13 protein-coding genes are annotated in these 15,957 nt (G+C 42.5%); 2 read left to right on the top strand and 11 right to left on the bottom strand.

The genetic code is table 11. From position 1 onward, the window contains the following. Positions 1-222: 222 nt before the first annotated feature. Positions 223-1,260, bottom strand: coding sequence for a class I SAM-dependent methyltransferase (locus SLH55_RS11065; RefSeq protein ID WP_320323394.1), 1,038 nt, complete (start codon positions 1,258-1,260; stop codon positions 223-225). 183 nt (positions 1,261-1,443) lie between these two features. On the opposite strand from SLH55_RS11065, the gene SLH55_RS11060 reads away from it, so the two are divergent. After that, the gene (locus SLH55_RS11060) at positions 1,444-1,890 is read left to right on the top strand and encodes a DUF4385 domain-containing protein (RefSeq protein WP_320323393.1); all 447 of its coding nucleotides are present in this window, start codon (positions 1,444-1,446) and stop codon (positions 1,888-1,890) included. Positions 1,891-1,938: 48 nt separating this feature from the next. Here the strand turns inward: SLH55_RS11060 and mutL are convergent, their stop codons facing one another. The 4 genes from mutL to SLH55_RS11040 form a co-directional block, all read right to left on the bottom strand. Next, positions 1,939-3,804: a DNA mismatch repair endonuclease MutL gene (gene mutL / locus SLH55_RS11055; RefSeq protein ID WP_320323392.1), complete on the bottom strand. Its 1,866-nt coding sequence runs from the start codon at positions 3,802-3,804 to the stop codon at positions 1,939-1,941. Between the two features lie 12 nt (positions 3,805-3,816). Next, positions 3,817-6,438 carry a DNA mismatch repair protein MutS gene (mutS, locus tag SLH55_RS11050; protein WP_320323391.1) on the bottom strand — a complete coding sequence of 874 codons (2,622 nt, stop codon included), beginning with the start codon at positions 6,436-6,438 and terminating at the stop codon, positions 3,817-3,819. A 158-nt stretch (positions 6,439-6,596) separates the two neighbouring features. Beyond that, positions 6,597-7,199, bottom strand: a complete 603-nt coding sequence (locus tag SLH55_RS11045) for a DedA family protein (protein WP_320323390.1) — start codon at positions 7,197-7,199, stop codon at positions 6,597-6,599. Between the two features lie 133 nt (positions 7,200-7,332). After that, positions 7,333-8,151 (bottom strand): hypothetical protein, encoded by an 819-nt coding sequence (locus tag SLH55_RS11040; RefSeq protein ID WP_320323389.1) that lies wholly within the window; start codon positions 8,149-8,151, stop codon positions 7,333-7,335. A 130-nt stretch (positions 8,152-8,281) separates the two neighbouring features. Here SLH55_RS11040 and SLH55_RS11035 point away from each other — a divergent pair, with 130 nt between their 5' ends. Continuing rightward, complete coding sequence (locus SLH55_RS11035) at positions 8,282-9,208, top strand: VanW family protein (RefSeq protein ID WP_320323388.1); 927 nt, start codon at positions 8,282-8,284, stop codon at positions 9,206-9,208. 97 nt (positions 9,209-9,305) lie between these two features. On the opposite strand, the gene SLH55_RS11030 is transcribed toward SLH55_RS11035, so the two are convergent. The 6 genes from SLH55_RS11030 to SLH55_RS11005 form a co-directional block, all read right to left on the bottom strand. Further along, entirely contained in the window at positions 9,306-10,661 is a 1,356-nt protein-coding gene (locus SLH55_RS11030; protein WP_320323387.1) for an aspartate aminotransferase family protein, read from the bottom strand. 21 nt (positions 10,662-10,682) lie between these two features. After that, positions 10,683-12,149: a CoA-acylating methylmalonate-semialdehyde dehydrogenase gene (locus tag SLH55_RS11025; protein ID WP_320323386.1), complete on the bottom strand. Its 1,467-nt coding sequence runs from the start codon at positions 12,147-12,149 to the stop codon at positions 10,683-10,685. A 185-nt stretch (positions 12,150-12,334) separates the two neighbouring features. After that, complete coding sequence (locus SLH55_RS11020) at positions 12,335-13,936, bottom strand: PucR family transcriptional regulator (RefSeq protein ID WP_320323385.1); 1,602 nt, start codon at positions 13,934-13,936, stop codon at positions 12,335-12,337. 52 nt (positions 13,937-13,988) lie between these two features. Next, the gene (locus SLH55_RS11015) at positions 13,989-14,174 is read right to left on the bottom strand and encodes a hypothetical protein (protein ID WP_219168771.1); all 186 of its coding nucleotides are present in this window, start codon (positions 14,172-14,174) and stop codon (positions 13,989-13,991) included. A gap of 19 nt (positions 14,175-14,193) precedes the next feature. Further along, the gene (locus SLH55_RS11010; RefSeq protein WP_257475120.1) at positions 14,194-14,400 is read right to left on the bottom strand and encodes a hypothetical protein; all 207 of its coding nucleotides are present in this window, start codon (positions 14,398-14,400) and stop codon (positions 14,194-14,196) included. 45 nt (positions 14,401-14,445) lie between these two features. Then, complete coding sequence (locus SLH55_RS11005; RefSeq protein WP_219168772.1) at positions 14,446-15,915, bottom strand: NCS1 family transporter; 1,470 nt, start codon at positions 15,913-15,915, stop codon at positions 14,446-14,448. Positions 15,916-15,957 lie beyond the last annotated feature (42 nt).

Raw genomic sequence — 15,957 nt, 5'->3', positions numbered from 1 at the left:
AATAATAATCATAACTCTATTATTAGCTCTTCAGGAGGGGAATTCCTTCTCCCAAGCAGGAGAATTTTATCATGAACGATTTACTTTCAAAGCTATTCACCCCAGATGGGAACAGGCCGTTTCAATTTAGGTTTCATCCCATTGACATTTACGGGCAATGATCCGCCTACCGTGAATAACATAAAAAGCCTTTGATTGAATTAATCAAAAGCTCTTCAACCCTTACCTTGCTTTCGCAATGATACCGTTATGAACCTTAATATAACCGTGCTGTAAAATATCTGCCCCATTTTCATATAAGTAAAGCCCCATTTGTTCAACGGTCATCAATTCCCTGTAAGTGTGGTTCATCACATCCGCCATCACTTCGTAATACACTTTCGATTTAAATTGTGCTCTTGGTGTTGTCAGGACCATATAACCATTCGGCTTCAGGAATTTACGATGCCACTCAACTACTTCAGATTTAAATTCATCCGGAAAATGTTCTAATAGTCCCACGCTCAAAACAATGTCAAACTCTCTTCCAAAGGCCAAGTCCCTGATGTCCGCAACGATGTATGTCGTATTGAAGTCTCTTTTATAATACGTCTTTAACCCGCCGGTTGAAGGATTTGGCCCGAGGAAAGGGTAGCTTTCCGGAAATTCGCCGAAGCGCGTAGCACGACAAAATGGATCATAATCAACCATCACGATTTCACTACCAGGATATAGGGCTGAAAGCTGCATTGCTTCATATCCTTCCGCGGCTCCCAAAAATAGTATTTTCGGCTTAACGACATCCAGTCCACTGAACAACGCTCTCTTCCCTCGGGGGTCCCATACCCCGTCCTGGACTCGATGTACATAATTCCATAAATGAAGCCTCAAGTGATCCCCAAACGCTTCTGTGGATTTTTTCACATCCAGCTTCAATGCGTTCCTCACTAAGCGGATTCTACTCTCTTTCAATACAGCAGGCACGTCCTTTACAAACCATTCGTGGAAAGAACGATTAAACATTTCCCATGACGTATGGACTGGTAATGATTTCTGATTCTCCTCTTCCCAGTTCTTTTTTTCTTTGGCAAACGTCGTTACCTCATAAGGCTTCCCAACGTCTTTCCAAGTTAAGGTGGACCAATCTCTGACACCCTTCAATGTTACGAATTTATTATATTCCTTCTCAGAAAATTTCCTCTTATCCACTCGATGAGATGCTTCAAGATAGGTTTCTTCACAAAAAGATTCATTGTTTAATGATGTTTCAACCTTTATCAATCGAACCTTCCCCCTTCTTAGAAAACGCTTACATTTCTCCTTAATTACATTAAAGAAAAAGTGTCAAAACCCTTCTTTTTTTCTAAAAGTATTTAGTTACCATAATGTTATTATCGTTAATCAGTTTTGAACTCGTTTATAATGATATGAGAATTGGGTAGAAGGGATTTAGGAGGTGGACGCATGTCCTTCGATTACGAATTAGATTTTGATTCCATTGACTTTCGAAAAAATCCAGAAAAATACCGTGTCGGTCGTGGAGAACAAGGCGTTTTACTCGTAGAGCCATACAAAAGCGAGATCCTCCCCGAGTGGCGCTTCAAAACACCGGATCATGCTAAAGAATCTTCAAATACCATCTATAACATGTTTCTTCAATACAAAGAGGACAATGACTTCGTAGGAATGGATATGGCAAGAAAATTCCTTCAGATGGGCTACACGAGGGCAAGAAGATACGCCAATTATCCAGGGGGCAAGAAGTATAATGATGATGGAGGTATCAACGATCGAAAAATAGATGAACAGAAAGCCGAATCTGCCGCCATATTTGAATCCACATGGAAGCTTGCGAGAGAGGATAAGGACTATTTAAAGTGTAAAAAAGAACACCAACGTAAATATGGATGATGGCTAAATGGGGATGAACCGCTTATCGGTCCATCCCCTTTGCATTTCTTACATGATTCGTTTGAACATTTTTTCCATTTCATAGGTTGAATAGTGAATGATGATTGGCCGCCCGTGTGGACAGGTGAAAGGATCGCTTGTCCCTCTCAGCTCATCCAGTAACGCCTGCATGTCTTCATTTCGCAAGTGATGATTGGCCTTGATGGAGCCTTTACAACTCATCATGATGGCTGCTTCTTCTCTCAACTTTTTAATATCTACCCTGTTCATTTTAAGGATTTGCTCAATCATATCTTCAATGGTTTGCTGCTCCTCCCCTTTAGGGAACCACTGAGGGTGAGCACGTACAATGAAGCTATTATATCCGAAATCTTCCAGAAACACTCCCACTTCTTCAAGGAGCGAGCGGTGTTCGTTGATCTTAATAAACTCATCCGTTGAAAATTCAAGGGTGAGGGGGACGAGAAGTTCCTGAAGCTCTTTCGCTACTTCCCCTACTCTTTCTCTATAATACTCATACTTGATCCGTTCCTGCGCTGCGTGCTGATCGATGATATAAAGCCCCCGTTCATTTTGAGCGAATATATACGTCCCGTGCATTTGGCCAACAAGATAAAGTGCTGGAACCCTCGGTGTTTCCTTTTCATCCTCTATGAGATCAATTTCCTGTTCCATGGTATCTTCTACTACCGGATCGTAGGAGGGATTTTCATAGGGGACCTGTCTCCTTGTTTCATTCACTTCCGGGGCAGGGTGCTCTGGCTCATATAACTCAACCTTCTCCTGATTAGGAAGCAGCCTCTCCCGAACGGAGTCTGCGTTACCTGGCCTCTCCTCCTGTCGTCTTACTGAATGATCAAGGTTCATAAACGTTTGCTCTGATTTCGGCTCGCGAGCTTTAGGGGTGACGGATCCTGCAGGGATCAGTTCCTTCCCTTTAAACACCCCTTTGATTCCTTCTGTCACCAACGCATTGAGCTCGGCTTCCTTACTGATTCGGACCTCCATCTTAGACGGATGCACATTCACGTCCACAAGGATCGGATCCATCTCTATACTGAGCAGCACGATAGGGTGACGGCCTATCGGAAGAAGTGTATGATAACCTTCCCCAATCGCTTTCGCCAGTGCATAGTTCTTGATGAACCTACCGTTTATCATAGTGGAAATGTAATTCCTGGATGCACGTGTAACCTCAGGGAGGGATATATATCCCTTTACTTTAAAGTCAAGGGACTCCACTTCGATGGGTACCATTTTCTTCGCTATCCCCACTCCGTAAATGGCGGCCAGAACCTGCAGGACATCACCATTTCCATTTGTATGCAATAGTGATTTACCGTTATGGAGCAGTTTGATTGAAACGTTAGGGTGAGCAAGGGCAATCCTATTCACAACATCCGTTATGTTCCCAAGCTCGGTATGAATGGTCTTCATGTATTTCAACCGCGCAGGTGTATTGTAAAACAGTTGTGAAACGGTGATATCTGTCCCTTTTCTGGAAGACGTACTCTCCAGGGAGTTCACTTCTCCACCTTGGAGCTCTATGCTCGTACCCGGCCCATCACCCGTACTTGTTTTCAAAGAAAAATGAGAAACGGAAGCGATACTCGGCAGGGCTTCTCCCCTGAACCCTAATGTCCGGATGCGGAATAAGTCATTCTCATCCTTGATTTTACTCGTTGCATGTCTCTTAAAGGCAGTTGTGACATCTTCCTTTTCGATTCCGTCCCCATTATCTATGATGCGTATCGACTGTAAGCCTGCTTCCTCAATGTGAATTTCAATGACGGTTCCACCTGCGTCGATACTGTTTTCAAGGAGTTCCTTCACGACGGATGCCGGTCGTTCCACCACTTCCCCTGCAGCAATTTTGTTAGAAAGCGAATCATCAAGCTGGAATATTTTCACCAAAACCCCACCCCCTTACTGCTTTAATTTCTTTTGGATACCATATAGAGTGTTCATGGCGTCCAGTGGCGTCATCTCCAGAATGTCCAGTTTCTTCAGTTCATCCAAACATTTCTTCTCTTTAGATGTGAGTTTTTCCTTTACACCCAACTTCTCTGTCTCAAAGAAGGATAGCTGTGCAAGATCTTCTACACTTTTTTCCTTTATCTCTGTAGTCGTTTCCTTGGAAACAGCCACTTCATTGGAAGATATTTGGTCTTCTTTCCGTTCAAGATCAAGAAGAATTTCATTCGCTCTCCGAATTAAGACTTCAGGCAATTCGGCAAGCTCCGCAACATGTATTCCGTAACTCTTATCTGCCGCACCTTCTTTAATTTTATGAAGGAATACAAGCTTACCGTTTTGCTCCATCGCACTTACATGAACGTTTTTCACTTTTTGTAGCTCTTCCTCAAGCACTGTCAGTTCATGGTAGTGAGTAGAGAACAGGGTTTTCGCCCCAATATGTTCATGAATGTATTCAATGATCGCTTGTGCCAGTGCCATCCCGTCATAAGTTGAAGTTCCACGTCCAATTTCATCGAAAAGAATGAGACTCTGTTGAGTGGCGTGAATAATCGCATTCTTCGCTTCAAGCATTTCTACCATGAATGTACTCTGCCCGGAGATCAAGTCATCTGCAGCTCCGATTCGGGTGAACACTTGATCGAATATAGGCAGGTTTGCCTCACTGGCAGGGACATAACAGCCGATTTGAGCAAGGATGCTCGTTAGGGCCACCTGTCTCATATAAGTGCTCTTTCCCGACATATTCGGCCCGGTTATAAGGAACACTTCGCTTTCTTGATCCATATAACAATCATTCGGGACATATTCCTGGGCACCCATGACTTTTTCCACCACGGGATGACGTCCTTCTTTCAGTAAGATCCTTCTTTCATCATTAAAAATAGGGCGAGTGTAATGACGTTTCTCACTGACTGTTGCGAAACACTGCAGGACGTCCAACTCACTGACAAGTTTCGCCAGTTGTTGAAGACGGGGGATAAATTCCTTAACCCTCTCGCGAATCCCCAGGAATAATTCGTATTCCAAGTCCACGCTCTTTTCATCAGCTTGCAGGATAAGCGATTCCTTCTCTTTTAATTCTGGGGTGATAAACCGTTCAGCATTCGTTAACGTTTGTTTCCGTTCATAGCGACCTTCTTCAAGGTGTTGAAGGTTCGCTCTCGTCACTTCAATATAGTAACCAAATACCCGGTTAAACCCTACCTTGAGAGACCTGATCCCGGTGCGTTCCCTTTCATCCCGTTCAAGCTGTGCAATCCACGATTTCCCGTTTTTACTAGCATCTCGATATTGATCCAGTTCATCATGATATCCGTCCTGAATCAAGCTTCCTTCTTTAATAGATAGGGGGGGGTTTTCTACTAATGCCTGTTCCAGGAGATCTGTCAATTCTTCACAAGGATCCAGCCTATTGACAAGCTCATCTGTTGCTTCATTTCCCAAAGACTCTACAAGGTGCTTTAGCACGGGTATTTGCTGCAAAGATTTCTTCAATTGGATTAAATCACGTGCATTGACATTACCGAAGGCAACCCGCCCTGCAAGCCTCTCCAGATCGTACACCTCTTTTAAACGGTCTCTCAGATCCTGTCTTTCGAAAAAACGTTCCAATAATACTTCCACTACGGTCTGACGCTTCTCGATTTCTTGTTTGTTAATGAGTGGACGATCGATCCATTGCTTTAAGAGTCGACCTCCCATGGCAGTCATGGTTTCATCCAAAAGCCATAACAGGGATCCTTTCTTTCCTTTGGACCGGATTGTTTCCGTCAGCTCCAGGTTCCGCTTTGAATAGTAATCCATTTTCATATAATGATTAAGCTGATACGGCTCCGCGATCTGAAGGTGATCCAAGCTTCTCTTCTGTGTACGGAAGAGATAATGAAATAGAAGGGACGAAGCTTTAATGAGCTTTCCTTGTTTCAATGGATCAACGAGATGATAAAAAGCATCTCCCGGGCTGGAATCTTTTTCATATGATAAGGTAATATCATTTCTTTCTTTAATCTTTCCTTGTACTTCTTCCGAAAGATCTGGGTGGATAACGACTTCTTTCCCCCCGATCGTTGATAATTCATTCAACAGAGCTTGAAGGCCGTCTGTCACAACGGTAACCTTTGTTTCCCCCGTGGTTAAATCGCTATAGGCAAGTCCATAGGTGTGATCTCCAAATTCGGTTACTGAAGCAATATAGTTGTTTTCTTTATCATTCAACCCTTTACCATCCATAACCGTCCCTGGTGTAATGAGCTGAACCACTTCTCTTCGGACGACCCCCTTGGCTTGTTTTGGATCTTCTGTCTGTTCGCATATGGCTACTTTAAATCCTTTATTGATAAGTTGCTCTATGTAATTAGGAGCAGAATGATACGGTACACCGCACATGGGAATTCGTTCCTTTCCTCCCCCATCACGGCTTGTCAACGTTATTTCAAGTTCCTGCGAAGCTCTAACGGCATCATCAAAAAACATCTCATAAAAATCACCTAAACGAAAAAATAAAAAGGCATCCTGGTATTCTGCCTTTACTTGTAAATATTGTTTTATCATTGGTGTATATTGTGTCATGGTTCATCCAAACCTTTCCAAGTAAATCTGCTTTTCTCGACTATTCATTATATCATACGGACAAGGGTTGAAGCATGTAGTAGATTGAGGAAGCGCATGGGATGACAGAAATTCAAAAAAAATTCGCTTCCTACCATCAGGAGCGAACTTTCAACGGGCTATTCTGCTTGCTTTGCAATACTTGATTCATCTTGTAAACAATTGGACTTTGCTTTTCTCTTATACAAAAATTTATATAATAAGTAACCGGTGATGACGACTGCCCCACCGAGTAGAAGATAAGTTTGGACATGGCTCATCATGGATTGGACGGATTTCAAATTTCCATTTTTCCCGACAATTAACATCGTGAGGGTAATCGGGAATATTCCTATAAAAGTTAACCCACCAAATTTCCATTTATTCACTTTACTGATCCCTGCAACATACGAGATATAATTACCGATTCCAAGAGGCCTCGTTATGGCTATGCTCCATAAACCGCATTTCCGGAACCATTTCTGACCCTTTTCGATTTTCTTTGAGCTCGTTTTCTCTTTTATTTTATCCTTTAGCTTAAATCCGATGCCATATGGGATGTAACTAAATATGGTATAAACTACACTGCTTGCGATTGCCAAGATGATTAGCTTAATCCAGGATGGATCCAGTACATATCCATAGGTGAGCGTGACAAGGGCACCTGGAAAAGGCAGCGAGGATGCTTCAATGGCATTTCCGGCGAATAACCCCCACATACCTAACTCCTTTATTAAATTCATGACGAACTCCAACATCGACTCTTTCCCTCCACGATTCATTTACATACCCTTTTCCCTGTTTTGCCCTAAAATAACACAAATGAAGGATAAGATTTCATCCACTGGAGGGAAATAATGTTAGCTCAAGATTCCATTACTTTATCTCACTGGCAAATGTTTGCCCATCTATTCTCCACTGATCCTCCAATGTATTTTTGCGAAAATAAAACTGAATGTTTTTTTCCTCTTGGGCTTGATTGGAACGGATCCATTTCACCCTGAACTGATATTTCATGGCCACCAGGGAAGGCAAATCCTCTACAGGAAGAAGCGACCTTTGTGTAACCTTGATATGCTTCACGGATGCCAGGGTCTTTTTTATGAAACGTTTGTTTCCCGTCATTATTTGTGAAAGTAGTTCTTCATCCTGTTGATTAATAGCAAGCTCCAGGACACTGATCAATTCATAGGGATCTAAACGGTACAAAAACCCGTCAAGTTCACCTCCCGCTTTCAATATCATGACCTTATGGGCTAAATCTGGAGTGGGTGTCTTATGGGTCGTACTTCCATAAAAATGGACACAGAAATGTCCTGGAAAATTATTTTGGAGGGCTCCGGCTCCATGGGGCATTCCATTCATGGATGCAGAAATGAGCTGGTCATTCACCAATACAAGTATCGCACGACGATCCCAGCTCCATGTTCCACCGTAGATTTCCTTCATTATTTTCGTATCTTTTTCTGTAACAGGCTGCACATCCGCATGTTTACTTCCTGCTCGTCTTTGGACTTCAAAAGACAGTCCGGTCTCCACATCAATAATTGTAAAATAGGATTTATTTGGAATGATTTCCTTTACTTGTTCCCAGGGAAGGATCTCCACTTGAAAACTTGGCACAGCTCCTGCCGACTCTCCTCCCAAGAATAAAAGCAATGACGCGACAAAGGCAACTCTCAATATATAAAGCATGTACGAAACCTCTTTTTTTCCTTAGTTTTTGTCAGGAAATTGCCACTTCATTCACTCAATTTTTGGCAAATAAAGCTGAACATGAAACGGACCGACTTAACGGATACTACCAACGAAAGGAAGGGTTCACATGCTATTGGTTAAATTGGCTGCAATGGGACTGTTAGTGATTCCGGCAATGGAAGACCTTGATCAAATACATATCGATATTCCAAATCAAGCAATTGTTTCTGTGGATCGACAGGACTTGGATGTAAAGTTGCTGGATGAACCATTAATGAATGAAAAACATTATGAGAAGGTTGTTTCTCACCTGCAGAATATGGTCTATCATCCTCCTCAAAATGCCTATATTAACGTACACGGCAGGATCGTTTCCGAAGAGGCGGGATATAAGCTTAATGAAAGAAAATTTCGTGAGCTGATGGAAGATTTCCTTTTCTCAAAGGGATCTGCTAGAGTCGATCCTCCCTTGCTGACTCTTTATCCCAAGGTGGATAGTGAGATTCTCGCGCACATCCGAACACAAACGATTGGACAATATGTCACGTACTTTAATACTCATAATGAAGAGAGGACAGAAAATATAACCTTGGCAACCGAGAAAATCAACAATACGGTGGTGTTTCCTGGGGAAGTGTTCTCTTTTAATAAAGTAGTGGGGAAAAGAACGAAAGAAAAGGGATATAAAAAAGCGCCTGTCATTGTAAAAGGGGAACTATCTGAAGATATTGGAGGAGGTATCTGCCAGGTATCATCCACTTTATATAATGCAGTGGATCAAGCGGGCGTTTCCATTTTAGAACGTTACCACCATTCCAAACGAGTTCCATACGTACCCAAAGGCAGGGATGCTACGGTCAGCTGGTACGGTCCTGACTTCACCTTTAAGAATGCTTACAACCAGCCCCTTCTTATTCGGGCAAAAATAATAGGGGGGCAAGTGATCATTACCGTCCATTCCTCGGACCTCATCAATGTGAAAAAAAGAAGGGTTCCAAGTGCTTCCCAGGAATTACCGCAAGAAAAACAAGTCGATCACTCACTACAAGATTAAACGCACCGCGCTACTCCAAGTGGTGCATTCAATACTAATAAATTCTAACATTCACATCAAAAAGAAGGCATCTGCATGTGCAGATGCCTTCACTTAATTAATTCAATTGCCGAATACCTTCAATGACAGTTGATACCAATCGATCTAGATCTTCTTCTTCAATATTTAGAGGTGGGGATAGAGTCAGAACATTATTGAATCCTGCGACAGTGGCACCATTTTTCCCAATGATGACTCCTTGCTGTTTACAGTATCCAATGACAGCATTTACCTTATTAAGGTCTAATGGTTCCTTGGTATCCTTTAGAGTCACCATCTCGATCCCGATCAATAATCCCTTTCCTCTTACATTCCCTACATACGGGTGATCTTGCAGATGATTTATTAACGTGTTTAATGCTTTTTCCCCCAGGTCTGCCGACCGTTCAAAAAGCTTTTCATTTTCCATGATTTCAATGTTTTTTAGAGCAAGGGCACAGGCTGCAGGATTTCCTCCAAATGTGTTGATATGGCGAAAATAATCATATTCCTCAGAACCCTTAAATTCTTCATAGATTTCACGCTTTACAGCTGTAGCGGAAAGAGGTAGATATGCACTGGTAATCCCTTTTGCCATCGTAATGATATCCGGTTTGACGTCATAGTTCATAAAGCCGAACGCCTTTCCCGTCCTTCCAAATCCACAAATGACTTCATCCACTATTAGAAGGGCACCATGCTTCTCACAAACTTCCTTGGCTGCCTTCATATAGCCCTCCTGAGGCATGAGGATCCCCCCGCCGGTTATGATGGGTTCCATAATCAGAGCAGCCACTGTTTCACTCAATTCCCATGTCATGGCCTGATCAATGGCCTTTACTCCAGGAAGGTCCCGGGAATCCCCGCCTTTCACTTCATCACGATATGCGTCCGGAGGGGCAACATGATGAAACCCAGGAGCCAATGGTTCATACTTATATTTGCGCTGAGCCTGCCCTGTAGCGGCTAGTGCTCCCATAGAATTCCCATGATACCCTCTATACCTGGAGAAGATCTTATATTTTCCGTGATCACCTTTTTGCTGATGATACTGACGGGCGATCTTAAAGGCCGTTTCATTGGCTTCTGATCCACTGTTAGAAAAGAAAATCACATAGTCATCACCGAGTAACCCGTTTAATTTATCTGCAAGTTCAATGGCTGGCTGATGACTTTGGGTAAGAGGAAAATAAGCCATTTTTTTTAGTTGCTCGTAAGCAGCCTCTGCTAATTCCTGTCGCCCATACCCGACGTTTACACACCATAACCCCGCCATACCATCGAGATACTTCTTACCGTCCTGGTCTGTTATCCACGACCCGTGGGATTCTGTCACAACCATTGTTCCGTCGGGATTATATGGTTTCATGGAGTGCCAGATGAGTTTTTCATCCCTCTTTGACCATACATCTTGAGATTGACCTGCTTTTACCATGAAGATTCCCCCTTACCCTGATTAAAAATCAAATCGAGAAGTAATCATTTTCTTCCTAGTATAGAAATTTACTCCATCTTTACCGTTTACATGCATATCCCCATAGAAAGAATCCTTCCACCCCGAAAATGGGAAGAATGCCATTGTAGCAGGTACCCCCACATTGATGCCAAGCATCCCTGCGTCTGCTTCCTCCCTGAACTGACGAACGGCGCCAGCGTCTTTCGTATATATCGTTGCACCATTACCATACCTTGACTGTCGGATGTAATCCAATCCCTGATCTAAATCTTCTGCCCTCAATAAACTAAGGATCGGGGCAAACATTTCTTCCTTCGCAATCGTCATTTCCGGTGTCACATGGTCGAAGATCGTTGCACCTAAGAAGTTCCCTTCCTTGAAATCATCCATTTCTTTTCGGCCATCCCTTATGAGGGACGCCCCTCCCTTGATTCCTTCATCAATATACCCAAGAGTTTTTTCGCGATTTTCCTTTCGAATGACCGGAGTAAGCAGTACTTCCTCATCCATTCCATTGCCGATGCATAATTCATCTGCTTTTTTACTTAAAGCCTGCACGAACTCTTCATTTTCACCTACCACGACAACCGCACTGCAAGCCATGCACCTCTGACCTGCACTTCCGAATGCTGAGCTGATGATATGCTCTGCCGCTTTATTTAAATCCGCATCGGGCATGACGATGTGGTGATTCTTTGCTCCGGAAAGTGCCTGCACCCTTTTCCCTTGAGAAGCGGCTTGTTGGTATACATACTTCGCTACCGGCTGGGAACCGACAAAGGATATGGCGGCGACATCCTTATTCTCCAATAAGCCATTGACAACATCATGGGCCCCGTGGACAACATTTAAGACTCCATCCGGCATACCCGCCTCTGTCAATAACTCTGCCAGCCTGTTGGCTAGAATCGGGGTTCTTTCAGACGGCTTCAATACGAACGTATTTCCACATGCAATGGCAAGTGGGAACATCCATAGCGGGACCATCATAGGGAAGTTGAAAGGGGTAATCCCGCCTACAACACCCAGGGGATAACGAAACATTTCCGAGTCAATATCTTCCGCGATCCCGCTGAGGGTCTCACCCATCATTAAAGTAGGTGCACCGCAAGCAAATTCGACACATTCCAATCCACGCTGGACTTCTCCATAAGCTTCTTTGAATGCTTTTCCATTTTCTTGTACCACAAGCTTAGCCAACTCATCGTGATTCTCTGAAAGCAGGGAGTGATATTTGTAAAGGATGCGGGCTCGTTTTGGCACAGGAGTCTTCTTCCATGTTCGTGAAGCATCCTTGGCGGCTTTCACAGCCATCGCTACATCTTCTTTCGTTGAGATCGGTACTCTGGCAATCTCTTCATTCGTGGCAGGATTCAGGACCTCTAAAGTTTGTGAGCTGAGGGAATCCACCCATTTACCACCAATATAATTCTTCAATACGGCTACATCCTTTTTTATTACAGTCATATTCAGTTCCTCCTTAATACTCTTTGTAATAAATGTTTTCAACGAAGTGCAGAACTTTCTGTATGTTCGATACTTTCATTATGAAAGAAGTTGGTAGGGGTTTCATTAGACATTGTGTAAAATAACCATGCATTTTCATAGGACACTTTCACTCGTTGGCCAAATGAATCGTCTAAGGATCCCTTTTAATTTATCTTCGTTTTTTCTATAAGGCTAAGTGGCTGCAAGTACTCATGAGCAGCCAGCAGAAATTCAATTGTCACCCGTTTATCCGAAGACATGAAATCCTCGCCCAGGAGATCTTCTATTTTCTTAAGACGATGGTAAAGTGTTTGTCTTACAATAAATAACTTTTTTGATGTTTCTTGTTTAGACCCCTGACAAGACAGAAAAATTTTAAGTGTCTTCATTAAATTCCCAGCATTCTCCCGGTCATAATGGAGTAAGGGGGAAAGATACTCCTCTATCATTTCCCATAGATTCACATTCTCATTTACGATTGATATCAACCTGTGCAAATGAAGGTCATCAAAGAAATAATAATTTTCCCTTCCTGCCTTTTTTGAGCGGAACTTAAGAGTCTCTTTAGCCGTTTCATAACTCTTATGAATGTCCATCATTTCCAATTGATACTTACCAGTAGCAAATACTGCACCGGTTGAAGTTGTAAAGAAACCTGATTTAAGAATCTTTTCATACGCGTTAGTCAATCTGGACTTCCAATCGCCGCTTCTCCGGGTATCCAGGAGAATAAAGATTAAATCTTTCCCGATTCTTTCAGGTACGAGTTGGAATCCGAATTGTTCGAAAATACTTTTTGTCACCAGGTTGAAAAAGGTTAAATCTAATGTCTCTTTCTCTTCCAAGTTATGAGTCTGTAAGACACATACGACTCCACCATGAATTGCACTATTCTGCTCATCCATGAACGTGGCAAGTCTCTCGTATGATTGATCCCCTTTTAACCATGACATGATCCATTTCGATTCTTCCAGTCGTTTTTGTTCATGAAAATACAGTTCCCTCATTAGATATTGAGCGAGTGCCGTTGATGTTCGATCCAGGACTAACAGCTCATACTCACTAAAAGGATGATTGAAACGATACATGAAAAGCTCGGCATATTCCTGATCAAAAAGGATCACCTTCGTCGAAGCAAAGTGATGATCCTGTGCCTTTTTGTGACTATAGTATTTCTGAAGGAGGATCTTTTCTTCAGATGAACACATATTTGGGTGAACCTCTACATCTTGCTCTTTCACCTGAAAAAGGACAACTACATCCAGCTCTTTATGTAACACTTGAAGAATATCTTTACAATGATTGATAGAAAGCAGCATCTTGTTTAAACTTTGAGCAAATGAATCAAGTTTCTTAATCATCTCATATTGTTGATTGATTATGACAGCATGTATATCCTGTGTGATACTGACAAATGGAACTTCTCTCTCAAAGACAATGATAGGGAAATTAAACGCATCGGCACATTTCAATACAGATTTCGGAATGGTTGAGATATTCGTATCAAGCTCGATACAGATAGCAGCTGCCTCACACTCTACCAACTGATGTATAAGAGAAAGGAAACTCTCTTCTTCCTGCAGGGCAAGGCCAGTTGACAAAATTAACTCATTTCCGTTAAGCAGGTTCTTTATCGAGGTGACTTCCACTACATGCACCCATTTGACCTGTCTAGAGAGCCCCTTCTGTCCAGCAATCACTTTAGCATGTTCAAAGTATTTTCTTCCCAGAATATCTTCCACTGAAAAATAGTAATGACTCTTCATCCTCTACTCCTTTCTCAGTAAATGGAGAAAAAGGATTGGCAGAACCAATCCTTCACTTTTCTTCAAAATGGGGGATTGCAAACTGTATCTCTTCATTCCACCATTTCACTAAATCTTCTTCTGTCAGGTGTTCTGAAGACAAGACGGATAACAGCCAGTCTATGAATTCATCCGTCGTTTGCATATTTTGAGTGCGCGGTGACCATTCATTACCAGAATCGAAAATTAAGTCACTCATCAAAAGCCCCCCTGTATTATTATTGTGTATGAAATAAGAGATTTGAAAAATACTTTCGTGCATTCGCCGTTTTCACATGCAGAGTGGCACTTCTTTTATTTTCAGTATGCTTAAAAACGACGAACGCCCCACTAAGATTTTCAGTGACTTTCTCAATTTTGAATCCTTTCTGCAAAAGAAAATCAATCTTATCCCTTTCACTTAAAAACTCTTGATAATCGGACATCTCGACACCCTTTCATAATCTTCTATGGGGGATTTTTATTTCTACTTAGGAAAAACTTGTGCCCGTGGGGGATTTTTCGATGACCGGTTCATGCTCTTCTTCAATGACCCAATCCCGACCTACAGACAGCCCCAGATATTTCTCATCACTAGGATCTGAAAGCTCTGCCTGCTCATATTTTTTGAACCACCAGAATTTTGCTAATACGTAATAAGAAAGGGCACCGACACCAAATCCCACTAAAAACGAAAAATTCGGGACGAAATAGGAAGCGACCGCTCCAAGTATCCATGCAATAAAACCTGCAAGGTTTACTCCATTCATATAGCTGAACTGTCCTCTATCTTCGTATAGATCAGGTACATTGACCCTTCTTTTTCTTATGAAGTAGTAATCTGATATTAATATTCCGACAATCGCGGATAAAATGCCCCCTACAAACAATAGTACCGGGATGATCACACCGAAAAGATTCCATGGCTGTACGATTGTGCCTACTATGCCTGCAGTTAAGACACCTGCCCAGAAAGGGAATTTCGGTCCTCCTACATTGGAAAAGATAGTGGCTGCAGGAACAATATTCGCAGCAATATTCGTGGACCACTGTGCCAGGACGATCATAAGCAGGAGTATTCCTAAAACAAACCCGCCGGCTGCTTCCTGCAGGGCGACCACTGGATCATAATTTAAAACGGCGATATAAGAGATCCCACCTATCAATACCATAAATGCTTGAGTGATTGGAAGGGCTACAAGGTTGCCAATCAATGAACTCCGATTTCTCTTGAACCAGTTCCGCTCATTACTTGGAGCTTTCATGAAGCGGGAAATGGACGGGATATCAGCTGAGAGTGTCGCCCAAAATCCCATATTACTAAAGATCACAACCAGAAATGCAGTAATAGTGGCAGCACCCGTCACAGGACTCTCCACCCAGCTCCATATATCTCTTCCCTGACTCGCAGCGGATTCAGATAAAGAAGAATACATCCAAACCGAAATTAAGATGATGACCGGAGCAGCAAGGTCTGCAAAACGTTCTACCGCTTTTATTCCAAGGGCCGTGTTTACCAATTGAAGAACAGCAAAGATCAGGAAACAAACAAACCAATTATCAAATCCAGATAAAATATTAAGAATTCCATTCATCGCTGTCGCTCCGAAATATGTGTTGATTCCAAACCACATGGAAGCCGCGAGTCCCCGAACAACTGAAGGGATGTGGGTTCCTATCGTACCGAATGGTGCCCTCATGTAGACAGGGAAAGATACTCCGTGCTCGATCCCGATATCACCGGTTAAGGTAATAAAAAACCCGATGGCAAGAGAACCGATGATCGTGGCAAGAACTACAAGTGGTAAAGGCAATGATACGACTCCTGCCCCTCCGATGGCGAAGGTTGCCAGAACCACAACCATTCCTACCCACATAAATGAATAACCAAGCTTTGTGATTTTTCTTTCACTTTCTTTAATCGGTAGTAGATCAGGAGACTTTAAATAATTACTTTTCAACATGAACACCCCATTTTCGTTTGCTTCGAATGGCAAAACCAA

The organism is Rossellomorea sp. YZS02 (genome assembly GCF_033963925.1).
In the GTDB taxonomy this organism is placed as follows: Bacteria; Bacillota; Bacilli; order Bacillales; family Bacillaceae_B; genus Rossellomorea.
Note: the sequence above shows the minus strand (reverse complement) of the source record. Positions and strands in the feature narration are given on the sequence as shown.